The 26427-nt window shown below is 69.8% G+C and carries 28 protein-coding genes; 15 read left to right on the top strand and 13 right to left on the bottom strand.

Going from position 1 to position 26427, the window contains the following annotated elements; all coding sequences use genetic code 11:
* The first annotated feature begins 102 nt into the window (after positions 1-102).
* Together OO71_RS21180 and OO71_RS21175 are read left to right on the top strand one after the other, a co-directional pair.
* Positions 103-768, top strand: a complete 666-nt coding sequence (locus OO71_RS21180) for a potassium channel family protein (protein ID WP_033291583.1) — start codon at positions 103-105, stop codon at positions 766-768.
* A complete protein-coding gene (locus OO71_RS21175) occupies positions 768-1424 on the top strand; it encodes a potassium channel family protein (RefSeq protein ID WP_033291582.1) in 657 nt (218 codons plus the stop codon). The genes OO71_RS21180 and OO71_RS21175 overlap by 1 nt, the downstream gene beginning before the upstream one ends.
* A gap of 383 nt (positions 1425-1807) precedes the next feature.
* On the opposite strand, the gene OO71_RS21170 is transcribed toward OO71_RS21175, so the two are convergent.
* Positions 1808-2551, bottom strand: a complete 744-nt coding sequence (locus OO71_RS21170) for a DUF3159 domain-containing protein (protein WP_033291581.1) — start codon at positions 2549-2551, stop codon at positions 1808-1810.
* Positions 2552-2560: 9 nt separating this feature from the next.
* Entirely contained in the window at positions 2561-2941 is a 381-nt protein-coding gene (locus OO71_RS21165; protein ID WP_033291580.1) for an OB-fold nucleic acid binding domain-containing protein, read from the bottom strand.
* A 103-nt stretch (positions 2942-3044) separates the two neighbouring features.
* Here OO71_RS21165 and OO71_RS21160 point away from each other — a divergent pair, with 103 nt between their 5' ends.
* Positions 3045-3758, top strand: a complete 714-nt coding sequence (locus OO71_RS21160; protein ID WP_245633742.1) for an alpha/beta hydrolase — start codon at positions 3045-3047, stop codon at positions 3756-3758.
* 246 nt (positions 3759-4004) lie between these two features.
* Here OO71_RS21160 and OO71_RS21155 read toward each other — a convergent pair whose 3' ends face one another.
* Positions 4005-4673 (bottom strand): DUF3710 domain-containing protein, encoded by a 669-nt coding sequence (locus OO71_RS21155; protein ID WP_033291579.1) that lies wholly within the window; start codon positions 4671-4673, stop codon positions 4005-4007.
* Entirely contained in the window at positions 4673-5176 is a 504-nt protein-coding gene (gene dut / locus OO71_RS21150) for a dUTP diphosphatase (RefSeq protein ID WP_033291578.1), read from the bottom strand. Before dut ends, OO71_RS21155 begins: the two co-directional genes overlap by 1 nt.
* A gap of 24 nt (positions 5177-5200) precedes the next feature.
* On the opposite strand from dut, the gene OO71_RS21145 reads away from it, so the two are divergent.
* Complete coding sequence (locus tag OO71_RS21145; protein ID WP_033291577.1) at positions 5201-5683, top strand: DUF3093 domain-containing protein; 483 nt, start codon at positions 5201-5203, stop codon at positions 5681-5683.
* 115 nt (positions 5684-5798) lie between these two features.
* Here the strand turns inward: OO71_RS21145 and OO71_RS21140 are convergent, their stop codons facing one another.
* On the bottom strand, positions 5799-6107 hold the full coding sequence (locus tag OO71_RS21140; protein WP_013224476.1) for a DUF4193 domain-containing protein: 309 nt from the start codon (positions 6105-6107) through the stop codon (positions 5799-5801).
* A gap of 504 nt (positions 6108-6611) precedes the next feature.
* Here OO71_RS21140 and cei point away from each other — a divergent pair.
* A complete protein-coding gene (cei, locus tag OO71_RS21135) occupies positions 6612-7295 on the top strand; it encodes an envelope integrity protein Cei (RefSeq protein ID WP_033291576.1) in 684 nt (227 codons plus the stop codon).
* Here cei and OO71_RS21130 read toward each other — a convergent pair whose 3' ends face one another.
* On the bottom strand, positions 7296-8114 hold the full coding sequence (locus tag OO71_RS21130) for an inositol monophosphatase family protein (RefSeq protein ID WP_033291575.1): 819 nt from the start codon (positions 8112-8114) through the stop codon (positions 7296-7298).
* 64 nt (positions 8115-8178) lie between these two features.
* Between OO71_RS21130 and ppgK the strand changes: the two genes are divergently transcribed.
* From ppgK to OO71_RS21090, 7 genes are all read left to right on the top strand, one after another.
* On the top strand, positions 8179-8940 hold the full coding sequence (ppgK, locus tag OO71_RS21125; protein ID WP_033291574.1) for a polyphosphate--glucose phosphotransferase: 762 nt from the start codon (positions 8179-8181) through the stop codon (positions 8938-8940).
* 211 nt (positions 8941-9151) lie between these two features.
* A complete protein-coding gene (locus OO71_RS21120) occupies positions 9152-10579 on the top strand; it encodes an RNA polymerase sigma factor (RefSeq protein WP_033291573.1) in 1428 nt (475 codons plus the stop codon).
* 479 nt (positions 10580-11058) lie between these two features.
* The gene (locus OO71_RS21110; RefSeq protein WP_033291571.1) at positions 11059-12036 is read left to right on the top strand and encodes an ABC transporter permease; all 978 of its coding nucleotides are present in this window, start codon (positions 11059-11061) and stop codon (positions 12034-12036) included.
* Entirely contained in the window at positions 12036-13034 is a 999-nt protein-coding gene (locus OO71_RS21105; RefSeq protein ID WP_033291570.1) for an ABC transporter permease, read from the top strand. The genes OO71_RS21110 and OO71_RS21105 overlap by 1 nt, the downstream gene beginning before the upstream one ends.
* A gap of 34 nt (positions 13035-13068) precedes the next feature.
* On the top strand, positions 13069-15195 hold the full coding sequence (locus OO71_RS21100) for an ABC transporter ATP-binding protein (RefSeq protein ID WP_033291569.1): 2127 nt from the start codon (positions 13069-13071) through the stop codon (positions 15193-15195).
* Positions 15196-15235: 40 nt separating this feature from the next.
* The gene (locus OO71_RS21095) at positions 15236-16924 is read left to right on the top strand and encodes an ABC transporter family substrate-binding protein (RefSeq protein WP_051791791.1); all 1689 of its coding nucleotides are present in this window, start codon (positions 15236-15238) and stop codon (positions 16922-16924) included.
* A 76-nt stretch (positions 16925-17000) separates the two neighbouring features.
* The gene (locus OO71_RS21090; RefSeq protein ID WP_033291567.1) at positions 17001-17945 is read left to right on the top strand and encodes a DUF3592 domain-containing protein; all 945 of its coding nucleotides are present in this window, start codon (positions 17001-17003) and stop codon (positions 17943-17945) included.
* 103 nt (positions 17946-18048) lie between these two features.
* On the opposite strand, the gene OO71_RS46540 is transcribed toward OO71_RS21090, so the two are convergent.
* From OO71_RS46540 to OO71_RS21070, 4 genes are all read right to left on the bottom strand, one after another.
* Complete coding sequence (locus OO71_RS46540; protein ID WP_156096451.1) at positions 18049-18792, bottom strand: phosphotransferase family protein; 744 nt, start codon at positions 18790-18792, stop codon at positions 18049-18051.
* 95 nt (positions 18793-18887) lie between these two features.
* Positions 18888-19265: a hypothetical protein gene (locus OO71_RS21080; protein WP_033291566.1), complete on the bottom strand. Its 378-nt coding sequence runs from the start codon at positions 19263-19265 to the stop codon at positions 18888-18890.
* A 9-nt stretch (positions 19266-19274) separates the two neighbouring features.
* On the bottom strand, positions 19275-19481 hold the full coding sequence (locus OO71_RS21075; RefSeq protein ID WP_033291565.1) for a hypothetical protein: 207 nt from the start codon (positions 19479-19481) through the stop codon (positions 19275-19277).
* Positions 19481-20044 (bottom strand): hypothetical protein, encoded by a 564-nt coding sequence (locus OO71_RS21070; RefSeq protein WP_033291564.1) that lies wholly within the window; start codon positions 20042-20044, stop codon positions 19481-19483. The genes OO71_RS21075 and OO71_RS21070 overlap by 1 nt, the downstream gene beginning before the upstream one ends.
* 91 nt (positions 20045-20135) lie before the next feature.
* Between OO71_RS21070 and OO71_RS21065 the strand changes: the two genes are divergently transcribed.
* From OO71_RS21065 to OO71_RS21055, 3 genes are read left to right on the top strand one after another with little or no spacing between them, the layout of a single operon-like run.
* Positions 20136-21335, top strand: a complete 1200-nt coding sequence (locus tag OO71_RS21065; RefSeq protein ID WP_033291563.1) for a sensor histidine kinase — start codon at positions 20136-20138, stop codon at positions 21333-21335.
* Entirely contained in the window at positions 21332-21985 is a 654-nt protein-coding gene (locus OO71_RS21060) for a response regulator (RefSeq protein ID WP_033291562.1), read from the top strand. Before OO71_RS21065 ends, OO71_RS21060 begins: the two co-directional genes overlap by 4 nt.
* Before the next feature lie 37 nt (positions 21986-22022).
* Positions 22023-23471 (top strand): APC family permease, encoded by a 1449-nt coding sequence (locus tag OO71_RS21055; protein WP_033291561.1) that lies wholly within the window; start codon positions 22023-22025, stop codon positions 23469-23471.
* Here the strand turns inward: OO71_RS21055 and OO71_RS21050 are convergent.
* From OO71_RS21050 to OO71_RS21040, 3 genes are read right to left on the bottom strand one after another with little or no spacing between them, the layout of a single operon-like run.
* On the bottom strand, positions 23449-24192 hold the full coding sequence (locus OO71_RS21050) for a DUF6885 family protein (RefSeq protein WP_033291560.1): 744 nt from the start codon (positions 24190-24192) through the stop codon (positions 23449-23451). The two genes, OO71_RS21055 and OO71_RS21050, sit on opposite strands and share 23 nt — an antisense overlap.
* A complete protein-coding gene (locus OO71_RS21045) occupies positions 24180-25532 on the bottom strand; it encodes a type I glutamate--ammonia ligase (RefSeq protein WP_033291559.1) in 1353 nt (450 codons plus the stop codon). Before OO71_RS21045 ends, OO71_RS21050 begins: the two co-directional genes overlap by 13 nt.
* Positions 25533-25590: 58 nt before the next feature.
* A complete protein-coding gene (locus tag OO71_RS21040) occupies positions 25591-26388 on the bottom strand; it encodes an EamA family transporter (RefSeq protein WP_033291558.1) in 798 nt (265 codons plus the stop codon).
* Positions 26389-26427: the final 39 nt, after the last annotated feature.

Genomic DNA, 26427 nt, shown 5'->3' with positions numbered 1-26427 from the left:
AGGACGGTGGAGCTCACCGGGAGGCGGCAGGGTAGGTTCGGCGCGGGTGCCCACGGGTACCTACGGACGGGTCATCGGCACCCCCTTGCGAGGAGGCTAAGCGTGCACGTGGTGATCATGGGATGCGGCCGGGTCGGCGCATCCCTGGCCGCGGCGCTGGAGCGGCTCGGCCACGAAGTGGCCGTCATCGACAAGAGCCAGCAGGCGTTCCGCAGGCTCGGCAGCGACTTCCACGGACAGCAGGTCGTCGGCGTCGGCTTCGACCGCCGGGTGCTCATCGAGGCCGGGATCGAGCGCGCGGGCGCCTTCGCGGCCGTGTCGAGCGGCGACAACTCCAACATCATCTCCGCGCGGGTCGCGCGCGAGAACTTCGGCATCGAGCACGTGGTCGCGCGGATCTACGACCACAAGCGGGCCGCGGTGTACGAGCGGCTCGGCATCCCGACCGTCGCGACGGTCCCGTGGACCACCGACCGGTTCCTGCGCACCCTGCTGCCCGACGGCGTCGCCTCCGCGTGGCGCGACCCGTCCGGCAACGTCGCGCTGCTCCAGCTGCCGCTGCACGAGGACTGGATCGGCCGCAGCGTGCGCGAGCTGCAGGAGGCGACCGGCGCGCGGGTCGCGTTCATGATGCGGTTCGGCACGGCCGTGCTGCCGGACACGAAGACCGTGGTGCAGGCCGACGACGACGTGTGGGTCGCGGCGGTGTCGGGCACCGTCGGAGACGTGACGAGCGTGGCCGCTCGCGCCCCGGAGGAGGAGAACTGATGCGGGTCGCGATCGCGGGCGCGGGCGCCGTCGGGCAGTCCATCGCCACCGAGCTCATCGACGCGCGGCACCAGGTGATGCTGATCGAGCGCGAGTCCGACCAGTTCGAGCCGGAGGCCGTCCCGCAGGCGGACTGGGTGCTCGGCGACGCGTGCGAGGTGTCGATCCTCGAGGAGTCCGGCATCGAGCGCTGCGACGTGGTCATCGCGGCGACCGGCGACGACAAGGCCAACCTGGTGGTGTCGCTGCTCGCGAAGACGGAGTTCGCCGTCCGCCGCGTGGTGGCGCGGGTGAACAACCCGGCCAACGAATGGCTGTTCACCGACGCGTGGGGCGTCGACGTGGCCGTGTCGACCCCGCGGATGCTCGCCGCGATGGTCGAGGAGGCGGTGAGCGTCGGCGACCTGGTCCGGCTGATGACGTTCCGGCAGGGCCAGGCGAACCTCGTGGAGCTCACGCTGCCGGAGGAGACGCCGCTCGCGGGCAAGCCGGTGAGCGAGCTGGCCCTGCCGCGCGACGCGGCGCTGGTGACCATCCTGCGCGGCGACCGGGTGATCGTGCCGCAGCCGGAGGACCCACTGGAGCCGGGCGACGAGCTGCTGTTCGTGGCTACCTCGGACGTGGAACCGGAAATCCGCACTGCCCTGGGTTACTGAGAAGGTCCGTGAAGGGAACCTCGGGTTTTGACCGTGGGGTACCGCCTTGGGCGGGCTGGGGTCTGGCGGCGTTGCTGGCCATGGTCGGCTAGCCATGGCTCCTCGGTCAGCGTTGGCGCTGGTCAGTCCCCGTTCCCTCGCGCGGGGCCACGGGCCGGTGATAGTGGATGACGAGCCAGACGAGCCACGAGAATTACTGCAGGTTCACGGAAACCTGCTGGCCAGCGCGAACCTGCGTCAACGCCCAGCGTGACCCTCTCGGCAGCTGCCCAACACCCTGGGACCTGCCCCAAGGCAGCAACCGTCACCTTGGGCTGCCGGACCAAGGTCCGTGAAGGGAACCATCACGGAATCTGATTCCGTGATGGTTCCCTTCACGGCTTTCAGGTTTCGGTGGTCGGCGCCTGCGCGTACTTCTGCCGCAGGCGGGCTTCTGCCTGGGCGTCGGTCTCCGGCTCCGGGGCGGACTCGGCCAGTGCCTTGAGGCGCTTGTCCGAGCGGCGGACCGCCCACACCACCACGAGCAGGCCGATCGCGTACAGCGGGTAGCCCATCGCGATCTTCGCGAACGCCAGCCAGCCGGTGTAGTCGCCGTCGTAGAGCCAGCGCTGCACCACGAAGCGGGCGGCGAAGATGACCGCCATGGCGAGCGTGGCGATGTCGTAGCCGTAGCGCGACGGCTTGTCCGCTCGCCAGGCCGTGCCCTTGCCGTTGAGCGCGTTCCACACCACCCCCGCCAGCGGCCAGCGGACCAGCACCGACGCGACGAACACGCCGCAGTACACGAGGCTCGCCCAGATGCCGAAGAGGAAGAACCCCTTCGCCGATCCGGTGCGGAAAGCGATGAACGCCGCGATCGCCACGCCGAAAAAGCCCGAAATGGCCGGTTGCAGCGGGTCTTTGCGCACCACGCGCAGGACGGTGATGGCCACGGCGCTGCCGAGCGACCCCCAGATCGCGGCGGTGAGCCCGAAGAACGCGTTGAGCAGCACGAACACGATCACCGGCACCGAGGAGTAGAACAGGCCGGATACCCCGCCCATCTGCTCCATCATCGTGGGCTGGCGCTGGTCGTCGTCCCCGCTGCCGGGTCCGTCTTTCGCGTCGCGGGGAGCGGGTTCAGTCACGAGCGTTGATCATCCTACCGGGCTCTGGAGTTCGTAATACGGGTTGTAAAGCACCTTCTGCCCGTCCTTTTCGGCCATCCGGCCGCGGACCTTGACGGTGCGGCCTGGCTCGATGCCGGGGATCCGGCGCCTGCCCAGCCAGATTAGCGTCACGCCCTGGGTACCGTCGAACAGCTCCGCCTGCAGGGAGGCCGGGCCGTCGGTCGGCGACAGCTCGACACTGCGCAGCCTGCCGAGCACGGTCACCTCTTCGCCGGACCGGCAGTCGCAGGCGCGCTGCGCGCCCTCGGCCCCGGACCTCTCGGACATCTCGTCGGCGTCGAGGTCCTCGACGTCGCTGGTCAGCTTGCGAACCAACCGGCTGAAGTAGCCGCCGTCCTTGGCGGACATGGTGTGCTCCTGTGCTCCGGGGCCCCCGACTTCGTTCGGCCCGTGCGTATCCAGCGTAGCTTCGGTCTCAGCCAGGGAAACGGGTTTGGGGCAAGATCGCAACGTGACGTCCGCAATCCGGTACCCGGCGGCAGTGCTGCTGCCCGGAACTGGCTCCGACGAGGTGTTCGTCCGGGCAGTGTTCGGAGGGCCGATGGCGGCACTCGGGGTGCCGCTGGTCACCCCTGCGCCCACCGGCGGGGGCGACGTTGCGGAGGGGTTCCTGGAGGAGCTGGACCGGCTGGCCCGGCGGCACGGGACGCTGCTGGTCGGGGGCATTTCGTACGGGGCCCACCTGGCGGCGGAGTGGGCGGTGGCGAATCCGGGGCGATGCGAGGGGCTGCTGGTGGCGCTCCCGGCTTGGTACGGCGAACCGGGGAAAGCACCCGCGGCGGTTGCAGCGACGCTCACGGCGGATCTGGTGGCTGCGGAGGGGGTGGAGGCCGCGGTCCGGTGGGCCGAGGCGGGGAGCCCTCCGTGGATTGCCGCCGAGTTGAGACGGGCCTGGGGGCGGCACGGGGACGGGTTGGCGGCCGGGTTGCGGGAGGCAGCCGCGAGGCCTGCGCCGTCGCTGGCTGCTCTCCGAAGCCTGGACGTTCCGGCCGGGGTCGCCGGGTGCGGGGACGATCCGGTACATCCGGCCGGGGCGGCGCGGGCTTGGGCGGAGGCGTTGCCGAGGGGGCGATATGTCGAAACTTCGCTGGCTGCGGTGGGGGCTGACCGGGAAGCGCTCGGGCGGGCGGCCGTGCTGGCGTTTCTTCGTGCCCTCGGTCGGTGAAGGCGGTGAAGGCGGTGAAGGGAACCTTGGGTTTTATCCGCGGGGTACCGCCTCGGGTGGGCTGAGGTGTGGCCGCGTTGCTGGCCATGGTCGGCTGGCTCTGGCTCCGCGGTCAGCGTTGACGCCCGGGACCTGCCGCAAGGCAGCAACCGTCACCTTGGGCTGCCGGACCAAGTTCCGTGAAGGGAACCATCACGGAATCTGATTCCGTGATGGTTCCCTTCACAGCCTTGTTGCGTGGCGGGGTCAGCCCTGTTGTTCTGCGATGTGCTGGGCGACCGCGTCCGGGAGGGTGATCGGTAGCGGGGTGCGGACGGGCATCGGCGAAGCACCGCGGTCGACGATCGTGCGGCGGACGATTGCGCGCAGTACCTCAGGAGCCTGCGCGGCGGTCGACTGCGGGCCCGCGATGACGCCGCGGAGCATCCAGCGGGGGCCGTCCACGCCGACGAAGCGCAGGGCCACGTCGCCGACGATTGCCGACAGTTCCATGCCCCATTCGCCTCTGCCGATGTTCACCTTTGCGCCGTCTGCGCGGAGCTGGTCGCCCAGTTCGGTGCTCACTTCGCGCCACAGGCCGCCCGATTTCGGGGCCGCGTAGGCGCTGACCGTGATCTGTCCCACTTCGGTCACCACGTGCACTGCGCGCACGCCGCCCTCTTCGGGGTCCATCTCCACCTGTACCTGCGACCCGTCGGGCACCGGCACGCGCACCGAGCCCAGGTCGATGCGGGGGATGCCGTCTTCCTCCGCGACCGTGGCGTCGAACGGGCCGTCCGACATCTCCGACAGCTGGTCGGCGGGCTCCACGCCCTCTTCGGCAGCACCGTCGTGCTCGGAGGACTGGGAGTTCTGGGAGGTCACGCCCCCGGTCTCGTCGTCGCCGGACCGGCGCTTGCGTCCGAAAATCCCCACTACTTCTCCGTTCCTTCCCCAGTGCCCGCGCCGGTGTCTCCGGCGCCGGGTACCAGTGTGGCGTGCCCGCCCGTCGAGCCGTAGCCGCCCGCGCCGCGTTCGGTCTCGTCGAGCGTGGTGACCTCGACGAACTCCGCGTGCTCCACCCGCTGCACCACGAGCTGCGCGATCCGGTCGCCGCGGGACAGCACGATCTTCTCCCGCGGGTCGTGGTTGATCAGGCACACCCTGATCTCGCCGCGGTAGCCCGCGTCGATCGTGCCGGGGGTGTTCACCACCGACAGCCCGACCCGGGCCGCGAGCCCGGACCGCGGGTGCACGAACCCGGCGTACCCGGGCGGCAGCGCGATCGCGACCCCGGTGCCGACGACCCCGCGCTCGCCGGGTCCGAGCACGATATCCGAGGTGGTGACGAGGTCGGCCCCGGCATCACCGGGCCGGGCGTAGACGGGCGGCGGGACATCGGGGTCGAGCCGCTGGAGGAGGACCTGAACGCTGGACACGGGCGGCGAGACTACCCTTGTCCCGTGGCTGACCGCGTGAACACCGCCGCGACGGGCACCGTCGCACACTCCGAACGGCTCTACCTGCCGTGGTGGGGCTGGCCCCTGCCGATGCTCGGGGCGATCCTGCTCGGCGTCGAGCTGCACCTCGGCTACCCGTCGATCCCGATGTGGATCCCGCTGGCCGTGGCGGTGCCGGTGATGGCCGCGCTGCTGCTGTCGCTCGGCCGTGCCCGCATCCGGGTCACCGGCGGCGACGAGCCGGAACTCTGGGTGGGCGACGCGCACCTGCCGCTGCGGTACGTCGGCGAGGTCGAGATCGTCGAGAAGGACGCCAAACGGCACGCCCTCGGCCGCGACGGCGACCCGGCCGCGTTCGTGCTGCACCGCGGCTGGGTGGGCCTGGCGGTCCGGGTCCGCCTCACCGACCCGGCCGACCCGACCCCGTACTGGCTCTTCAGCACCCGCAAACCGGGTCGCATCGCGGACCTGCTCCGCGGCGCCTGACCCGGCCGGGAGACAGGGAAGGGGGCCGGCCCCGGAAGGCCGACCCCCTTGTACCCGGCTCGCGGCGGCTGCCGCGTCCGCGATTTCCCCGTGTGTCCCCGCGAAAATCCCCGGCTCAGGCGCAGTCGCGGCAGATCAGGCGTCCGCCGTTGTCCTCCGCGAGCCTGCTGCGGTGGTGCACCAGGAAGCAGACCGAGCAGGTGAACTCGTCCGCCTGCTTCGGCACGACCTTCACGGTCATGTCTTCCCCGGAGAGCCCCGAGAGGTCCGCGCCGGGCAGCTCGAAGTTCTCCGCGGTCGCGTCTTCGTCGACGTCGACGACGCCGGACTGGTTCTCGTTGCGCCGGGCCTTCAGCTCCTCCAACGAGTCTTCGGCCAGCTCGTCGGCTTCGCTGCGGCGCGGAGCGTCGTAGTCGGTAGCCATGGTGTCCCTCACCCCTGCGATTCAGCGTGTCGTGGTGCACCGGTCCCGGAGGCGCCCGGGATCGGTCGTGCCGCTGGTCAACGTTCCAGCGCCCCTGTTTGTGCCCGGCGTGCCAGTGACCCAGGTCTCAGCCCGGTCGGCCCTGGTCCGGCGGCCGGAGCCCGGGAAGGGTAGCTCACCGGCGCGCGCGTGCCACACCGAGTCGGGCAATGCCCCGCCAGTGTCACCCGAGAGGGGGAACGCGCAGGTGAGACGCCCATCCTCCGTCCGGGTTGCCCGGAGGTCGCGAACGTCACCCGCACGCCGTGTCCGCTTGCTCCCGCGGAGCCCTCCGTGGTGCGATCGACACGGAGGGCGCGTACGCAATACGGGTGAAGGTGACCCGCGCCACCGGGTTCCGGTGGTAACGCCTAGGCTCACCGGCTACGACGATGCCGGTGAGTACACCGGCGAACACGCAGCCGGGGTGCGGACGGGTTCCGCGAGGGGAAGGGACGGGGCAGGGTGGCGTCGGGGAACGGGCCGGGGAACCGTGGTGCGCGGCCGTATCGCAAGCACCGTCCGCTGCCCGCGCTCATCGTGATCGGCATCCTCGCGCTCGGCGCCGTGTTCGTGTGGGTGAACGCCGTGGTCGGCCGCGGCGACGTCGACGAGGCTGTGCGCTGCAGCCCGGACCCCACCGCACCGGCCGGAGTCACGTACACGCGCATGCCGCACAACGGCCTCGACGACCGCTCCCCGGTGCCGCCGGACAAGGTCGCGATGAAGGTGCTCAACGCGAGCACCACGCGCGGGCAGGGCGGCATCGCCACCACTGCCCTGCGCGACCTGGGCTTCACCGCGATCGGCGAACCGGGCAACGACGCCGCGTACCCCAAGGGCGACGCCCGGTGCCGCGGCCAGATCCGCTACGGCGACAACGGCGCGGCCGCCGCCCGCACGGTCAGCCTGGTCGCGCCGTGCGCGGAGCTGGTGCACGACAACCGCAAGGACGCCAGCGTCGACCTCACCACCGGCACGCTCTTCACCTCGATCCAGCCGCGCCCGGAGGCCGTGCAGGTGCTGAAGCAGCTCACCGAGTGGTCCAAGGCGCACCAGGGCGGCGGCAGCAACGAGCAGTCCGCCGGAACGGGCGCGCCGGTGATCGACCAGACGCTCCTGGCCTCGGCGCGCGCTGTCACCTGCTAGTCACACCTCGGCCGCGCCCGCACCGGCCAGCGTGGCCCTGAGTTCCGCTGCGACGGCCGGAGACGCCGCGTACGTCGCGTCCTCCCCCAGGTCCGGTGCTTCGCCCGGCAGCAGTACCGTCGCGCCCGCCTCCGAGGCCACCAGCGCGCCTGCGGCCCAGTCCCAGCGGTGCAGGCCGTGCTCGAAGTACCCGTCGAGCCAGCCCGCGCCCACCGCGCACAGGTCCAGCGACGCCGCGCCCCGCCGCCGGATGTCGCGGACCCGGCCCACCAGGTCCGCCGCCAGCCGTCCCTGCCGGACCCGGCGCTCCTGCGCGTAGGAGAACCCCACGCCGACGAGCGCGAGGTCGAGCCGGGCCGGTGCCGACACCGACAGCCGCCGCCCGTCGAGCCACGAACCGCCGCCGCGGACCGCGGTCCAGCGCCGTCCGCTCACCGGTTCCACGACCGCTCCCGCCACCGAGACCCCGTCGACCTGCGCGGCGACCGAAACGGCGAAGGACGGCAGGCCGTAGAGGAAGTTGACCGTCCCGTCGATCGGATCGACCACCCAGGTCACCCCGCCGCCTGCGGTACCGCCGCCTTCCTCGCCGAGCACCGCCTCACCGGGCCGGAGCCGCGCCAGCCGCGCGCGCACCAGCTCCTCCGATTCGCGGTCCACCGCGGTGACGACGTCGGTCTCCGCCGACTTCGTGTCCACCGCGACCGCACCGCCGGACTGCATCCGGACCCACGCCGACCGCACCAGGTGCGCGGCCTCGACCGCGACTTGCTCGGCGATGTCCTTGAGCTCGTTCTGCTTCACTCCCACACCCGCCATGTCACCACATCCGGTTAAAGTCTCCGAAGCAGACTTCTGAATCGTGCGAGAAGGGACCACGTCAGTGACGGCCACCCGAGGTTTCGGAATCGACATCGGCGGCAGCGGAATCAAGGGCGCGCTGGTCGATTTGGAACGGGGTCAGCTCATCGGCGACCGCCACCGGATCGAAACGCCGCAGCCGTCCACCCCGGACGCGGTGGCGGAGGTGGTCGCCGAGATCGTCCGTACGGCGGGATGGGAAGGCCCGGTGGGCGTCACGCTGCCCGCGGTCGTCAAGAAGGGCACCGCGCACACCGCGGCCAACATCGACCACAAGTGGATCGGCACCGACGCCGAAGCGCTCTTCGCCAAGCGGCTCGGCAAGGGCGTCGAAGAAGTCACGATGCTGAACGACGCGGATGCGGCAGGCCTCGCCGAGATCCGGTTCGGCGACCCGGCCGCGCGCACCGGCGTCACCGCGCTGCTCACCTTCGGTACCGGCATCGGCAGCGCGCTCTTCCACGACGGCAAGCTCGTGCCCAACACCGAATTCGGCCATCTGGAGGTCGACGGGCACGACGCGGAGAAGCGCGCCGCCGCTTCGGTGAAGGACAACGAAGGTCTGTCGTACTCGCAATGGGCCAAGCGGGTGCACCGGTACCTCTCGGTGCTGGAGAACCTGATCTGGCCGGACCTGTTCATCGTCGGCGGCGGCGTGAGTAAGAAGGCCGAGAAGTGGGTACCGCTGCTGGAGATCCGCACGCCGGTGCTCGTCGCGTCGCTGCAGAACAACGCGGGCATCGTGGGTGCCGCGGCGGCCGCCGTCGACGGCGCCGGGCACTGACCCGCAGGTCTCGGAAGGGTCACGGCGAGGTACCGGGCGGCAGGCCGGAGGGTGATCGCTTCGCGACGCACCGGGCCGACGTCGTTACAATGGAACACGGCGCAGGAGCTGCGGACGGAAAACCGCAGGCCGAGGCGTGTTCCCCGAATGTGAGGCAGCCGAGGTGGCGACATCTCGGCTCGTCATGATCGACCGCTGCGAAAGGGCGTAAGTGGCAGCCGCAAGAACCGCAACCCGAGGCGGGACGAAGACAGCGACCGCAGCCGGCGAGCCAGCCGACGAGGCAGCCACCGGAGCGGCGAAGCCCCCGGCGAAGCCGGCCGGCCCGAAGAAACCTGCGGCCAAGAAGGCACCGGCCAAGAAGGCGGCGGCCAAGGGTCCCAAGACCGAAGACGGCGATCCCGACGGTCCCGAGGACCTCGACGAAGCCGATCTCGAGAGCCCGGATCTGTCGGACCTCGAAGAGGTCGAGGTCGACGTCGTCGACGAGACGGTCAACGACGAGCCCGACTCCGACGACGAAGACGACGACTCCGACGACTCCGCCGCGGGATCCACCGAGTCCGGCACGGCCGGGCCCGCCGAGGGCTCGACGGCCGCGCGCCGCCGTGCCGCCGCGGCGGAGAAGGGCGGCAAGTCCTCGGACAACCCGGACTTCGTCTGGGACGAGGAGGAGTCCGAGGCACTGCGCCAGGCGCGCAAGGACGCCGAGCTCACCGCGTCGGCCGACTCGGTCCGGGCCTACCTCAAGCAGATCGGCAAGGTCGCACTGCTGAACGCCGAGGAGGAGGTGGAGCTCGCCAAGCGGATCGAGGCGGGGCTCTACGCCGCCGAGCGCGTGCGCACCGCCGAGGAGGAGGGCGAGAAGCTCGTCACCCAGATGCGCCGCGATCTCAAGTGGATCGTGCGCGACGGCGAGCGGGCCAAGAACCACCTGCTGGAGGCCAACCTCCGGCTCGTGGTGTCGCTGGCCAAGCGCTACACCGGCCGCGGCATGGCGTTCCTGGACCTCATCCAGGAGGGCAACCTCGGCCTGATCCGCGCGGTCGAGAAGTTCGACTACACCAAGGGCTACAAGTTCTCCACGTACGCCACGTGGTGGATCCGCCAGGCGATCACCCGCGCGATGGCCGACCAGGCCCGCACCATCCGCATCCCGGTGCACATGGTCGAGGTCATCAACAAGCTGGGCCGGATCCAGCGCGAGCTGCTCCAGGACCTCGGGCGCGAGCCCACCCCGGAGGAGCTGGCGAAGGAGATGGACATCTCGCCGGAGAAGGTCCTCGAGATCCAGCAGTACGCGCGCGAGCCGATCTCGCTGGACCAGACCATCGGCGACGAGGGCGATTCGCAGCTCGGTGACTTCATCGAGGACTCCGAGGCGGTCGTCGCGGTCGACGCGGTGTCGTTCACGCTGCTGCAGGACCAGCTGCAGTCGGTGCTGCAGACGCTGTCCGAGCGCGAGGCGGGCGTGGTCCGGCTGCGCTTCGGCCTCACCGACGGCCAGCCGCGCACGCTCGACGAGATCGGCCAGGTCTACGGCGTCACGCGGGAACGCATCCGCCAGATCGAGTCGAAGACGATGTCGAAGCTGCGGCACCCGTCGCGGTCGCAGGTCCTCCGCGATTATCTGGACTGAACCACTTTTCCGGAAAACCCCGTCCCCGCATTCCGCGGTGGCGGGGTTTTTCGTTTCCCGCCCCTTCCGGCCACTGTGGACACTCCCCGCGTCCGGCAAGTCCGTGAAGGGAACCATCACGGAATCTGAGTCCGTGATGGTTCCCTTCACGGACTTGCGTTTCCCGTTCACAGGCGTTCACCGGAACGACGTGGAACCGTTCCGGAACACTCATCGCCGGTACTCGGACCTTCACCGACCGAGAACCCGCGGCGAACGCAACATGCGAAAGTCGGTTCTTCACGACCTGTCCGCGTAAATCGTGATTGTTTGGTTGCCTGGGAACGAAGATCACGCCGGTGATCGAGAATATGCTGCGCCTGCAACGAGCGTCAGTATTCGGAAGGCAGCAACCCGCCAGTGTTTTCAGCGAAAACTCCATTGCGCACGAGCCCGGCGGCGCGGAGCGGATCCTCCGGCCCCGGTGAAGAGAGGCGGCCGTGATCGGTTTCCTTCTCCGCCGTCTCGTCAACTACCTCGCCCTGTGCCTCGTCGCGACGTTCGCGGCGTTTTCCCTTGCGTCGCTGTCGTTCAGCCCGCTGGACGCGCTCAAGCTGCGCAACCCGCCCGCCCCGCAGGCGACCATCGACGCGAAGGCCGCCGAGCTGTACCTGAACCAGCCGATCCCGCAACGGTTCTTCACCTGGCTGACCGGGGTGCTGCAGGGCAACTTCGGCCGCACGGTCGCCGACCAGCCGATCACCGACGAGCTGTTCCGCCGCGCCGGCGTGAGCCTGCGGCTCTTCCTGCTCGGCATCACGATCGGGATCATCATCGGCGTCCTGGTCGGCGTGGTCAGCGCGATCCGCCAGTACAAGATCAGCGACTATCTCGCCACCACGTTCTCGTTCGTGATCCTGTCGACGCCGGTGTTCGTGATCGCCACGATCCTCAAGGCGGGCGCGCAATCGGTGAACGACAACCTGCTCGGCGGGTACCAGTTCTTCATCGTGCAAGGCGAATCCGGCAGTGTCGACGGCGGTTTCGGCGACGTGGTCCTCGACCGGCTGCAGCACATCATCGTGCCCACGCTGGCGATCGTGCTCACCCAGGTCGCCTACTACAGCCGGTACCAGCGCTCGGCGATGCTCGACGTCCTCGGCTCGGACTTCCTCCGCACCGCACAGGCAAAGGGGCTCACCCGGCGGCGCGCGCTCTTCAAGCACGGCCTGCGGACTGCGCTGATCCCGATGGCGACGCTGTTCGCGTTCGGCTTCGGCTTGCTGATCACCGGCGGCATCTTCACCGAAAAGATCTTCGGCTGGTACGGCATGGGCGACTGGCTCGTCACCGGAATCCAGAAGCAGGACACCAACATCGTCGCCACCGTGACGCTGTTCATCGCGGTCTGCGTGCTGCTCGCGGGCTGGCTCGCCGACGTGCTCTACGCCGCACTCGACCCGAGGGTGAGGATCTGATGGCCACGCCACTGAACGAGGCCGACCTCGCCGACACCGCCGACAACACCGTCACCGTCGCCGAAACCGAGACGAGCGGCAGCTCCTCCGGCCGCGGCAAGCTCGTCGCGCGGCGGTTCTTCCGCAACAAGCTCGCGGTTGGCGGGCTGGCCCTGATCGTGCTCTTCTACCTCGCGGCGTTCACCTACACCTGGTACGCGCCATGGGCCTACGACCAGCTGGACCCGGCCGCCACCCTGATGCCGCCGGACGGCACGCATTGGTTCGGCACCAACCAGATCGGCGGCGACATGTTCGCGCAGACCATGCGCGGGCTGCAGAAGTCGCTCACGATCGGGCTGCTGGCCGCGCTGTTCTCCACCGGGGTGGCGTCGATCGTCGGCGCCGCGGCCGGGTACTTCGGCGGCTGGACCGACCGGATCGCGATGTGGTTCGTCGACCTGCTGCTGATCCTGCCGCCGTTCCTGATCATCTCGATCCTGTCGCCCGCCTTCCGCGGCAAGACGTGGCTGATCCTGGTCGGCCTGATCGCGTTGTTCCAGTGGATGATCACCGCGCGGATCGTCCGCGGGATGACGCTGACGCTGCGCGAACGCGAGTTCGTGAAAGCCGCGCGCTTCATGGGCCAGCCGTCGTGGCGGATCATCTTCAAGCACATCGTGCCGAACATGGCGTCGCTGCTGATCATCGACGCGACGATCAACGTCGGCGTCGCGATCATCATGGAAACCTCGCTGTCGTTCTTCGGTTTCGGCGTGCAGGCACCGGACGTTTCGCTGGGCACGCTGATCGCCACCGGGTCGGAAGCGGTCCGTACTTTCCCTTGGCTCTTCTACATTCCGGCCGGGTTCCTCGTCTTCACCGTGCTTGCGGTGAACTTCGCCGGGGACGGCCTGCGCGACGCGCTCGACCCGTCGTCGAGCCGTTCGCGGCGCAAGGAACGCAAGCGGATCGCGGAGAAGACCAAGTCCTTGAAGACCGTGGGAGCAGAAGCATGAGCGCCGCCGACGTACTTTTCACCGCGGAGGCGGCATGAGCACCGCACTCGAACTGAGCGCGGAAACGGGTAAACCCACCGATACCGTGCTGGAGGTCTCGGATCTCGAAGTGTCCTTCCCGTCGGAATCCGGCCGCGTGCATGCCGTGCGCGGGCTGAACTACCAGGTCGCCGCCGGTGAGGTGCTCGGGATCGTCGGCGAATCCGGGTCCGGGAAATCCGTGTCCTCGCTCGCCGTGATGGGGTTGCTGCCGCCGCAGGCGCGGGTGTCCGGGTCGATCCGGTTCCAGGACACCGAGCTCATCGGGAAGTCCGACACCGACCTGTCGAAGATCCGGGGCAAGAAGATCTCCATGGTCTTCCAGGACCCGCTGTCCGCGCTGACCCCGGTGTACACGGTCGGCGCGCAGATCGCCGAGGCGTTGCTCGTGCATGCGCGGGGCGCGATGTCCAAGCAGGAAGCCAGCAATCGCGCGGTCGAGCTGCTCGACCTGGTCGGGATCCCGAATGCCGCGGCGCGGGCCAAGGCCTTCCCGCACGAGTTTTCCGGCGGGATGAGGCAGCGCGCGGTGATCGCCATCGCGATCGCCAACGACCCGGACCTGATCATCGCCGACGAGCCGACCACCGCGCTCGACGTGACGGTGCAGGCGCAGGTGCTGGAGGTGCTGAAGACCGCGCAGGAGGTCACCGGCGCGGGCATCGTGATCATCACGCACGACCTCGGCGTGGTCGCCGGGTTCGCCGACCGGCTGATGGTGATGTACGCCGGGCGCGCGGTGGAGCAGGGCCCGGTGGACACGATCTACGCGCAGCCGCGGATGCCGTACACGCTGGGTCTGCTCGGGTCGATCCCGCGGGTCGACGCGCGGGAGAAGCAGCCGCTGGTACCGATCGAGGGGCAGCCGCCGTCGCTGGTGAACCTGCCGTCCGGCTGTCCGTTCGCGCCGCGTTGCCCGCTCGCGATCGCCGCGTGCCGCGAGGCCGAGCCGGAGCTGTACCCGATCACGCCGGGCAATCCGAACGCGCCGGTGGACACCACGCACCGGGCCGCGTGCATCCGCACCGAGGAACTCGGCGGCACCGATGCCGCGGAGGTGTACGGCGCCGACGTGATCGCGGAGGCCGAGGTCGCGTCCGTGCCGCGGGAAAACCGGTCCACCGTGCTCGACGTGCAAGACCTGCAGAAGCATTACCACGTCACGAAAGGGGTGGTGCTGAAGCGGAAGGTCGGCACGGTCAAGGCGGTCGACGGGATCAGCTTCGACATCGTCGAAGGCGAAACGCTGGGCCTGGTCGGCGAATCCGGTTGCGGCAAGTCGACCACGCTGATGGAGATCCTCGAGCTGGCCGCGCCGTCGGCGGGGTCGGTGGCGGTGCTCGGCAAGGACGTCGCGAAGCTCGGCGGGAAGGACCGCACGGCGATCCGGCGTGACCTGCAGGTGGTGTTCCAGGATCCGATGACCGCGCTCGACCCACGGCTGCCGATCGGCGACATCATCGCCGAACCGCTGGTCACGCACGGGTTCGCCAAGGCGGAAATCGCGAAGCGGGTACCGGAGCTGCTCGGGCTGGTCGGCCTGCGCGCCGAGCACGCCGAGCGGTATCCGGCGGAGTTCTCCGGCGGGCAGCGCCAGCGCATCGGCATCGCCCGCGCGCTCGCGCTGGAGCCGAAGCTGATCGTGCTGGACGAGCCGGTGTCCGCGCTCGACGTGTCGATCCAGGCGGGCGTGATCAACCTGCTCGACGAGCTCAAGGCGAAGCTCGGCCTGTCGTATCTCTTCGTGGCGCACGACCTGTCGGTGGTACGGCACATCGCCGACCGGGTGGCCGTGATGTACCTCGGCAAGATCGTGGAAATCGGTGACGTGCGCACGGTTTTCGAGGCCCCGCAGCATCCGTACACGCAGGCGCTGCTGTCGGCGATTCCCATCCCCGACCCGGCCAAGGAGCGTGAACGCAGCCGGATCATCCTCACCGGCGACCTGCCGAGCCCGGCGGACCCGCCGTCCGGCTGCCGGTTCCGCACGCGCTGTTTCGTGTTCTCCCGACTGTCCGAAGAGGACCGCCGGAAGTGCATCGACGTCGAGCCGCCGCGCGAACCCCGCGCGAGCGACCACGACGTCGCGTGCCACTACGCCCGGACCCGCGAAGTCGTGTAGCCACATTTCCGTTGGCACACCAGAGAAGAAAGGTACACACATGCGACGGAGAATGGCCGCACTCGTGGCCCCCGTTGCCGCACTGGGGCTCTTGCTCGCCGCGTGCGGCGGCGGCACCAGCGGCGGCAACGGCCTGCAGGACGCCGGTTCGCAGGCGGTCAAGACCGCGGACATCAACGAGCAGCCGCCGGACAAGCTGAAGGACGGCGGCGACTTCAAGTGGCCGGTCGACCAGCTGCCGGACAACTGGAACTACTACCAGGTCGACGGCACGGTGCTGGACGGCGCGAGCATGTTCGGCGCGATCCTGCCGTACCCGTTCCCGCAGAACGCGGACGCGACGGTCGGCCTGGACAAGAACTACCTCACCTCGGCCGAGATCGTCAGCCAGGACCCGCAGGTCATCGAGTACAAGATCAACCCGAAGGCCAAGTGGAGCAACGGCAGGCAGTTCTCGTGGGAGGACTTCGCCGCGCAGGCCAAGGTGCTGAACGGCAAGGACCCGGCGTACCAGGTGTCCAGCACGACCGGGTACGAGGACATCGCGAAGGTCGAGAAGGGCACCGACGACCTCGACGTCAAGGTCACCTTCGGGAAGAAGTTCGCGGAGTGGAAGTCGCTCTTCTCGCCGCTGTACCCGAAGGAGCTGAACGCCGACGCGACCGCGTTCAACAAGTCGTGGGCGCAGAACGCACCGATCACCGCGGGTCCGTTCAAGATCAAGAACGTGGACTACACCGGCAAGACCGCTGTATTCGAGCGTGACCCGAACTGGTGGGGCGACAAGCCGAAGCTCGACACGGTGACGTACAAGGTCGTCGACCGGCCGGCGCTCGCGGACGCCTTCGCCAACGGGCAGATCGACTACTACCCGCTGAACAACGACATCAACGCGTTCAAGCGGGCACAGTCGGACGCGAACGCCGCGGTGCGGCAGTCCGCGTACCCGGACTACACGCACCTGACGCTGAACGGCGCGTCGTCCTCGATCCTCGGGGACAAGGACCTGCGGCTGGCCGTGCTGCGCGGGGTCGACCGGGTGACCATCGCGAAGTCGATCCTCGGCCAGATGCAGAAGGACACCTCGCCGCTGGGCAACCACCTGTACCTCAAGGGCGCGAAGACCTACGAGGACAACGCGGGCCCGTACCAGTTCGACGCGAACGCGGCCAAGGCAGAGCTGGACAAGCTGGGCTGGAAGCAGTCCGGTGACCTGCGCGCCAAGGACGGCAAGCAGCTGAAACTGCGCCTGGTGATCCCGTCCGGCACGCCGATCAGCCAGCAGACCGGCCAGATCCTGCAGTCGCAGCTCAAAGCGATCGGCGTCGGGGTCGACATCCAGCCGGTGCCCACGACCGAGTTCTTCAAGAACTTCGTGAACGTCGGCAACTTCGACCTCACGCTGTTCCGCTGGATCTCGAACTCGTTCCCGATCGGCGGCAGCAAGGGCATCTACTACCTCGACCCGAAGAACATCAGCCAGAACTACGGGCGGATCGGCAGCGACAAGGCGAACCAGCTGCTCGACGCCGCGTCGCAGGAACTGGACGACACCAAGCGGGCCGCGGACATCAACGCCGCGGACAAGGAGATCTGGGCACTGGGCCACCAGCTGCCGATCTTCCAGTCCACCGGCGCGTTCGCGGTGCGCAAGACGCTCGGCAACTTCGGTTCGCCGGGGTACGCGAACAACCCGTACGACTACACGAAGATCGGTTTCGTGAAGTAGCGACGTTTCCCGGGAGAGCGGCGTGGGCTCCGGCCTGCGCCGCTCTCTCCGTTGTGGACAGTTAGGGTGGTTTTCCGTGCGGAGTTCCCTGCGGCCGGTGCGGTACGTCCTGGCCACGAGCGCGGCCGTGTTCGTCGCGTGCGCCGTGGTGTTTTCGTTGCAGCTGCTGGATTTCCAGAGCACGCGGGCGCGGCTGGCGGGGCTCACGGCGAGTGCCACCGGGGTGGTCGCGCGGGTCGACGACAGCGACGACAGCGACGACAACACTGTCACCGTGCGGTTCCCGGTGCCGGACCAGCCCGAGGCCACTGCCGCCATCGAGCTGGACACCACTCCCCCGCCACTCGGCACGCGCGTTCCTGTGCGGTACGACCCGGCCGCCCCAACCCGCGCAATCACCGGCGGCGCCACTTCGCTGGTAACCGCGGACCGTGCGGCGACGTACGCGACGGTCACCGTGGTCGCCGTGCTGGCCATGCTGGCGGTGAACGGGTTTCTGTTCTTTACGAGGTTCGTGCAGCCTTCTCGGCGGCGTTCGGGCCCGTCGGTTGCGATGCGGCGGGTGAAGGTGCAACGCGGTCTGCTCACACGGTCGTGGCTGGAGACGGAAACCGCGACGCCACGGTGGATTCCGGTGTACTTCTCGCCGACGCTGATCAGCCTGCCGTCCCCCACGCCGGTCGAGGTACTGGGCGACGTGCGCACCAACCGGCACGTGGCAGTCCGCATCAACGGCGAAGTGCTTTACCCAGCGGGTGCGGTACGCACGAGCGAGCCGCGGGGCCGCCGCACAGACAACCCGTCCCTGCCGGACGACGACCGCTCCCTCGCCGCTGTGCGTCCGGTCTCGCTGGGCCGACAGTTCCGCGCCGACCTGCCGGTGCTGGCGGTCGCCCCCGTGGTCGGCGCGTTCTGGGCCTTCGTCGACGGCAGCGGCTTCACCGGCTGGCTCACGGTCACCGTCCTGATCGCCGCATTCGGCTTCTGGTGGGCCGCCCTACGCGGCTCCGACCCCTCCTGACCCAACCACCCCAATGTGGCATTCGCTGCGTCTGACGCACCCAACGCCACATTCGTTGCGTCGCATGCACCCAATGCCACATTGGGGCGGTCTGGACCGCGGGTCAGGACGGAAAAGCCAGCGCGTTCAGGACCTCGGCCAGCTCGGCATACGACTCCACCAGCCGACCCGCTTTACCCAGCCGATGCCGTTCCAACCGCACGGCGCCGATGTGCCGGGCACGGTAGTACAACGCGCGGCGGCGGGCGGCCGGGGAGTCGTCGAGGTGGCCGTACGTGTCCCAGAAGGCGTTCCTGTCCGGTTTCGCCGACGCCAGATAGATCGTCCAGTCCGCCGCCGGGTCGCCCCACCAGCTGCGGTCGTGGTCGAAGACTCCGGTGATGTCCAGGTCCGGCGACAGCATCACGTTCGCGTGCCACAGGTCCCCGTGCATCAGCCGTGGTTCGGTGATCTCGTCGAGCAGCGCGGCTTCGCGTTCGGCGTGGGCGCCCACCGCGCGCAGGTCCGTCGCATCGAGACCGACGTCCTCGACGTCCGCCGCGTTGTCCGCGAAGTACGAGATCAACGCTTCACTCCAGGTTGCGAAATGCGGTCCGGCCACGATGCCGAACCCCGGACCGCGCACGTCGTGCACGGCGCGCGTGATCTCGCCGAGCCGGTGGAAGTACGGCGTGCGCGCCTCCGGTGCGAAGCCGCGCAGGACCTCCGGACCGGGCTGCCCGGCCAGCACGGCCTGCAGCACGTAGTCCCGGCCGATCACCTGATGCGTGAAGTCCGCGACGAGCGTGCGCGGCAGCAACGGCGCAATCGGTGCGAAATACGGCGCGGACAGGTATTCGTTACGCATGAATTCGGGCTCGATCCGGGTCTGCCCGTGCCGATTCCGGAGCTACGGGTCGTCGGAGCGATGCATCGACGGACCTCAGCTGAAAATCCACCCGCTCAGGAAAGCACGAGCCCCTCCCGGCTCAGTGAGTCCTCCACCCGCAACCGCTCCAGGTCCCGTTCGACGCCCTCCGGCAGCCCGTCCAGCCGATGTACGACCCCGACCTCACGGCACGCGGTGACGAGCAGCTCGTCGTACGCCTGCCGGGTGCCGATCCGGCGGGCGGCGGGCGTGCCGGACGGGAATTGCGCCAGCGTGCGGCGTACCCGGCGCAGATCGGCGGCCACCCGCTCCAGCGGTGGCCCCGCCGGGACCGGCGCCGTACGCAATCCGCGCAGCCATCGGTATCCGGCCGGAAGCTTGAGGGCAGCCCAGAACAACGCCGAGGGAGCAACGCTGACCACGGCGAAGAGCACGAGAGGCCCGGCCGCCATCGTCCGAGTCTAGCTCCCCGAACGCCGTTTTCGCGCCTGATGCCTGAACAGCACCGCCGCCCCGGCCACCAGCAGCACGACGCTCGCGATCACGTGCAGCTGCGGCGGCAAGAGGTGCAGCTGCACGAACCAGCTCGGGTTCGCCGATCCGGCCAGGCGGTTGATCAGCCCGCCGGCGCCTTGTACCACCAGCAGAATGCCGAACAGCTCCACCATCACCGCACCTGCGCTTTCGACGACGGCTTGAAGATCTCCTGCCACAGCGGCCCGACGAGGAACCAGATGCCGGTGACCGTGCCCAGCCGCGGGAGCCAGTCCCACAGCGGCTGGACCTGGCCGGGCCGTCCGACGACGAAAATGGCGGCCAGCAGCAGTCCCGCGCTGATTGCGCAGGCCAGCACGCACTTACCCCAGTCCCGCCACTCCTTGCGGGCCTTCTCCCGGCCGTGCAGCCGTACCGGCGGCGGTCCACCGGCAAACCGGTGCGCGAACCGGACATCGGCCCACCGCACCATCGACGGCCCGAACACGACGGAGAAACCGAGGTAAGCCGCGGCGAGTCCGTGCGTGATGTTCGGGACCGCGCCGTTCAGCAGGTCGATCACGGTCACCACGAGCAGCACCAGGTCGACCACCGGCACCGCAGCGAGCAGCACGGTGCTGACCCGCCGTTGGCGCAACGGGTAGCGGACCACCAGACCACCCACGAGGAGCACCCAGAAGCCGATCTCGCACGCCACAATCGCGAAAGTCAGCGGGCTGTGCAGAATCACGTCCATGCCCTCACTGTCGCGGCTGCGGGCCCTCGCGCGCGTCGGCTGACAGCACGATCGGGGGGTCATCACTTCGTAGGACGACCGCGACGGCCCGATGTGCTGTCATGGTGACGTGCTCCTGCGTGACCTGCCCCGGCCGAGCGAGCTGCCGCCGCGGCAGCAAGACGCCCTCGTCGCGCTGGTCTTCCTCGCCGGCGGCACGGCGCTCTACCTGGTGGGCATCCACCGGCTCCTGCCGGGCGGCGATCCGTACGGGGTCTGGGTCCGCTTCGCCGAGCTCGGCGCGATGTGCGCCATCCTGATGCTGCGCCGGAAGGTGCCGTGGGGGCTGCTGGTCGCCACCGGGGTCCTGGTTGTCGACGTCGCGCTCGGGCCGTCACTGCCGGTTGTCGCCATCTACACGGATTTCCTTTACGCCGCAACGCTTTACGGCACCCGGCGGGCGACCCATGTCCTGGTCGGCACCGCGGCCGTCGCCTCGCTCACCGTGTTCCTGGCGATCCTCTGGGGTGCGGCGAACTGGCGGATGGCCTTGCTCGGTGCGCTGGGCGTGCTACCGGTCGTGCTGGTACCGGTGTGGTGGGGCGCGAACGTCCGGCAGCACCGCGACATCGCGGAGTCCGAACGCGCGAATGCCGAGCAGCTCGCCACCATCGCCGCGCTGGACCAGCGGGCGGCCGTCGCGGCGGAGCGCGCGCGGATGGCCCGGGACCTGCACGACGTCATCGCCGGGCACCTGTCCGCGATCGCGATCCAGTCCGAAGCAGCGCTGTCGATGGCCGGTGACCCGAAAACCGCGCAGGCCGTGCTCACCGCGGTCCGGGAGAACAGCGTGCGCGCGCTGGACGAGATGCGCGCGATGATCGGCCTGCTGCGGGCGGAGTCCGACGGCGAAGAGGTGACGGCTCCGGCCCGGCTGGCGGAATTGTCGCGACTCGTGGAATCCGCGCGGGCGGCCGGGATGGAGGTCACTGTGGATTCCACTGTGGACGAAACAGCGCTACCAGCGGCAGTCGACCTCACCGCGTACCGGATCGCGCAGGAAGCCCTCACCAACGCGGTGAAACACGCGCCCGGCGGCCGGGTGACGGTGCAGCTGCAGGCGACCGGCAGCGCGCTCACCGTCGAGATCGGCAACGAGCTTCGCGGCGCCCCGCGCTCCGACGGCGGTGGGCACGGGTTGCTGACCATGCGCGAGCGCGCGCACGCCGTCGGCGGGACACTGCAGGCAGGCCCGTCCGGACCGGGCTGGCTCGTGCACGCGGAACTCCCGCTCGCCGGAGGAGGAACATGACCATCCGGGTACTGGTCGCCGACGACCACGGCGCCATCCGCGCCGGGCTGGTGCTGATTCTGGGTAACGCCGAGGGCATCGAGGTGGTCGGCGAGGCGGCCGACGGCGAGATCGCGCTGCGCCAGGCCCGCGCGCTGCGGCCGGACGTGGTGCTGATGGACGTGCGCATGCCGGGTACCGACGGGATCACCGCCACCCGGGCGCTGATCGCCGAGGGACTGGCCGAGGTCCTCGTGCTCACCACGTTCGACCTCGACGAGTACGTGCACGCCGCGCTGCGTGCCGGAGCAGCCGGGTTCCTGCTGAAGTCGGTCGAGGCACCACGGCTGATCGAGGCCGTGCGGCTTGTCGCCGCCGGTGAAGGGGTCCTGGCGCCGCAGGTCACGAAACGGCTGATCAGCGCGTTCGCCCGGACGTCGGCCGAGCCGGTGCCGGCGCCGTCCGGGCTCGCCGAGCTCACCGAACGCGAGCGCGAGGTGCTCGGCTGCCTCGGCGCCGGTGCCTCGAATGCCGAAATCGGTGCCCGTTTGCACATCGGCGAGACCACGGTGAAAACGCACGTTTCGCGCGTATTGGCCAAGCTCGACCTGCGCTCGCGGGTGCAAGCGGCCATCCTCGCCCAGGACCAGGGCATCAAGCCACCGGGTTGACCCTGCGCAGGTGGCCGTGACCTTCTAACGTGCTCGCATGGGTGAGCGGAGAACTCTCGACGTCGACGAGGTCCTGAAGCGGCAGGAATCGGGCGAGCTGAAGCGGCGGCTCCGGGGACGCGACCTGGTCGGGTTCGGCGTCGGCATCATCATCGGCACCGGCATCTTCACCCTCGCCGGGGTCGAGGCGAAGACGCACGCCGGACCGGCGGTCACGCTGTCGTTCGTGATCGGCGCGGTGGTCGCCGGGCTCGCCGCGCTCTGTTACGCCGAGCTGGCGTCGAGCGTGCCGACCGCGGGCAGCGCGTACACGTACGCCTTCGCGACGCTCGGTGAGCTGTTCGCCTGGATCATCGGCTGGGACCTGCTGCTGGAGTTCGCGCTCGGCGCCGCCGTGGTGTCCCGCAGCTGGTCCGGGTACCTCGCCAACCTGCTCGGGCTCTCCCCGGCGTGGTTCGGCGAAGAAGCGACGGTGAACGTCGGCGCGGTGCTGATCATCACGGTGCTGACGGTCGTCGCGGTGATGGGGATCAAGGAGTCCGCGTGGCTCACGAACGTGCTGGTGCTGGTGAAGGTCGCGGTGTGCGTGCTGATCCTCGCGGTGGGCGTGTTCTACGTGAAGGGCGCCAACCTCACGCCGTTCGTGCCGCCCGCGCGCCCGCCGGCGGACAACCCGTCGGCGCTGCACCAGCCCGTGGTGCAGGCGGCGCTGGGGCTCGAGCAGTCCGTGTACGGCATCGCCGGGGTGGTCACCGCGGCGGCCGTGGTTTTCTTCGCGTACACCGGTTTCGAAGCGCTCGCGAACCTCGGCGAGGAAACCATCAACCCGCGCAAGGACTTGCGCGTCGGGATTCTCGGTGCGCTGGCCGTGTGCGCGGTGTTGTACCTGGGCGTGTCGATCGTGCTCACCGGGATGGTCCCGTACACCGAAATCGACACCGGCGCCCCGCTCGCCGACGCTTTCGACCGCGTGGGCCAGCACTGGGTCGGCGCGTTGATTTCGCTCGGCGCAGTCACCGGCCTGACGTCGGTGATGATGGTCGAGCTGGTGACGATCGGCCGGATCGGCTTCGCGATGGGCCGGGATGGCTTGCTGCCCAAGGCAATCGGCACCGTGCACCCACGATGGGGCACGCCGCACCGGATGACCATCGGCGGTGCCGTCCTGATCGCCGCGCTCGCGGCGTTCGTCCCGATTTCGGCGCTGGCCGACATGGTCAGCATCGGCGCGCTGTCGGCGATGATCATCGTCGCGGTGGCGGTTCCGGTGCTGCGCCGACGCCGTCCGGACCTGCAGCGCCCGTTCACCGTGCCGTTCTCGCCGATCGTGCCGATCATCGCCGCGGCGGCGTGCTTCTACCTGATGCTGAACCTGGACGTGCTCACCTGGCTCCGCTTCGCCGCATGGCTGGCCGTGGGGTTGCTGATCTATTTCCTCTACGGCCGCAAGCATTCTCGTTTCGCTACTGCAGACCAGCGTACCTGACCGCCTGCGCCAGCACCGGGCCGACTTCGGCGTCCGCCACCAGCAGCACCGACTCCAGCCCGGCGGCCACCCATTCCACCGGCTGGTCGTGCACGCCGTCGTCACCCAGCTCGCGGTAGGTGTCCACAATGGACAGCAGGGTCCCCGCCGCACCCAGCCGCACCCCGGCGATCAGCACGTGGTGCGGCGCGGGCGGGCGCCACCGGTTCGTCCACAAGGGAGGGATGCCGGTGTCGAGGTAGTCCAGCAAGGCACGTTCCGGGGTGTCCGGCGAGCCCAGCTCCGCCGGGTCGACCCGCGCCAGCACCGCCACGCGCGGCAGCTCCCACAGGCCGAGCAAGAGGTCCGAGACCGTCTCGGGCCGCCAGTCTCCCCGCGCCGGGACCACCGCCAGCCTGCCGCCGGACAACGTCCGGATCGCCTGCGCGAGCCCCGCCGCCGACGTGCCTGCGGTTGCCGCGTCGTACGGCAGTTCGAGGCGGAAGTCGTTGCGGGACAACGCACCCCTTGGCGGGACGTCGGGCGCGCGGACTGTGCCGGCAGCCTTCGCGACCTCGTCCTGGTCGGCCACCGCGATTCCGGCCGCCCGTAACACCGCCAATGCACAGAACGCCGCAGCGAGACCGTCCTTCTGCGGAAGTTCCGCCCGCGCCTCGGCCACCAGCCGGGCACCGCCGGGCAGCCAATGGACGTCGGACAAGCCGGTGTTCAGTACCGCCACAGGTGTGCCGCCACGATCTCCTCGGGCGCCCGTTCGGCGGCCCACGCCGCGTCCGAGGCACGCACCGCACGGAACGCGCCGAGCAGCTCGTTCCCCAAAACCCCGGCCACGCGCGAATTCGCCAGCAGCGCACTGTCCTGTTCGGACGGACTCGACGGCAGCCGCAGCACGCCCCGCGTGTCACGTTCCCCCTCGCTCCAGCCGCCCGGGTCCTCCGCGATCGGGTCCGGTGGCACCACCGCGTCCTCGATCCCGGCCATCCCGGCCGCGAGCACGACCGCCATGGCGAGATACGGATTGGCCGACGCGTCCGACGTTTTCAGCTCGACATTCGCGTGGTCGGCACCGAGCAGCGCCGACCCCGGGACGTACCGCAGCGGCGCCTCGCGGTTCTCCACGCCCCAAAACGCGTAGGCACCGGCGAAGAACCCCGGCCGCAACCGCATCGTGGACGGCACGCTCGGCGCCGTGATCGCGGTCAGCGCAGGCAGGTCCCGGAGCAGGCCGCCGAGGTAGCTCGCCCCTTCGTCGGCCGGAACCCCGTTGCCGGACAAGAGGTTTCGGCCCTTGCGACGTACCGAAGTGTGCAGGTGCCAGCCATTCCCGGCGGTGCCGAGGCCGACGAGTGGTGCGAAACTCACCGCAAGCCCGTGCGTGTGCGCGGCCGCGTGGATGGTCTGGCGGGCGAGCAGCTGGTCGTCGGCCGCGGACACCGGATCGGTGGCCGCCAGCGAAAGTTCCAGCTGTGCCACGCCGTATTCCGCGTGCAGCTGGCCGATCTGGAGACCGTTGGCGGCGAAGTCGTGCAGCAGTGCGCCGACGAACCCGTCGAGACCGACCAGCGCATGCGGGCTGTACGCCGGTCCGCGATGCCCGGGCGCGGCCACGACGTCCTCGCTCCCGGCCGGGGTGACGGTGAACTCGAGCTCGTACCCGGCCCGGAACTCCAGCCCCCGCTGGGTCGCCTCGGCAACCTGGCGTTCCAGCACGGAACGCTGGCAGTACGGCCATGGCGACCCGTCCGCGGCCAGCTGGTGCACCGGTGCCCAGGCCAGCGCGGGCTGCCCGGCGAGCCGCCGCAGCCGGTCGATGACGGGCACGAGCCGGATGTCGCCGGACGGAGTGCCGAGACCGGGATGGCTGAAGGTGATCGCGTCGTGGCTGTCGAAGACGGCGAAGAGGGAGGTCGCGCCCACGCCGCGGACGGCCGCGTCGGCCAGCCCGCCGACCGGGACCACGCGCGAGCGCGGGATGCCGTTGTTGTCCGCCCAGGCCAGGTGGACGCCCCCGACCCCCGCCGCAGCCAGATCCTTCGCCGCCGCCGACGCCGCCTTGGTCATGGCAACCTCCTCGGGCTCCGGATCAGTATCGCGGGACGAGGCGCCGCGGGCCATCCGTTCAGCCGGGCGGTTCGGGCACCGGGCCGTCGTCCCGGCTGCGCAACGCCACCCCGGCAACCACGCCGAGCGTCCCAACGGCCTCGACGATGCTCGGTACCTGCGCCAGCACCAGGAAGCCGACGACGGTCGCGGTCACCGGCAGGAGGGCGAGCAGGACCGCGAACCGCGCCTGGCCCAGCCGGCGCAGGACCACCTGGTCGAGCGCATACGGCACGACGGTGGACAGCACGCCTACTCCGATGCCAAGAAGCAACATACGTGGCGAAGACCACACTTGCGCCGTACCGAGGACGAGCGGCGACAGCACGACGGTCGCCACGACGAACCCGACCGCAAGCGAATCGAGACCGTCACCGCCGATCGCGACCCGCTTGCCGAGCACGATGTACCCCGCCCAGGCAGCCGCCGCGGCCAGCGCGAACACGACGCCGAGGGGGCTGCCGGCCAGCCGGACGTCGGCAATCGCGACCACCCCCGCGGCCACCAGCACGAGCGCGATCAGGTCCCGCCGGGTCCGCGACCCGATCGCCGCCACGACGACGGGCCCGGCGAACTCCAGCGCGACGACGGTCCCCAGCGGCAGCCGCGCGATCGCCTCGTAGAAGACCACGTTCATCCCGGCGGTGACGACGCCGAAAGTGCCCGCGAGCAGCAGCCGCTTCCCGCGCCATGCCGCCCGCGGAGGCCGCCGCCACAGCAGCAGGACGACCGCCGCCCCGAGACATCGCAACCACGCAACCCCGGACGGACTGGCGTGCCCGAAAAGGTCGACTGCGATGGCCGCACCGGCATACATGGAAATTCCGCTGAGAACGAACAAGACCGGAGCCGGAAT

The sequence above is a fragment of the Amycolatopsis jejuensis genome (assembly GCF_000717335.1).
GTDB classification, from domain to species: domain Bacteria; phylum Actinomycetota; class Actinomycetes; order Mycobacteriales; family Pseudonocardiaceae; genus Amycolatopsis; species Amycolatopsis jejuensis.
Note: the sequence above shows the minus strand (reverse complement) of the source record. Positions and strands in the feature narration are given on the sequence as shown.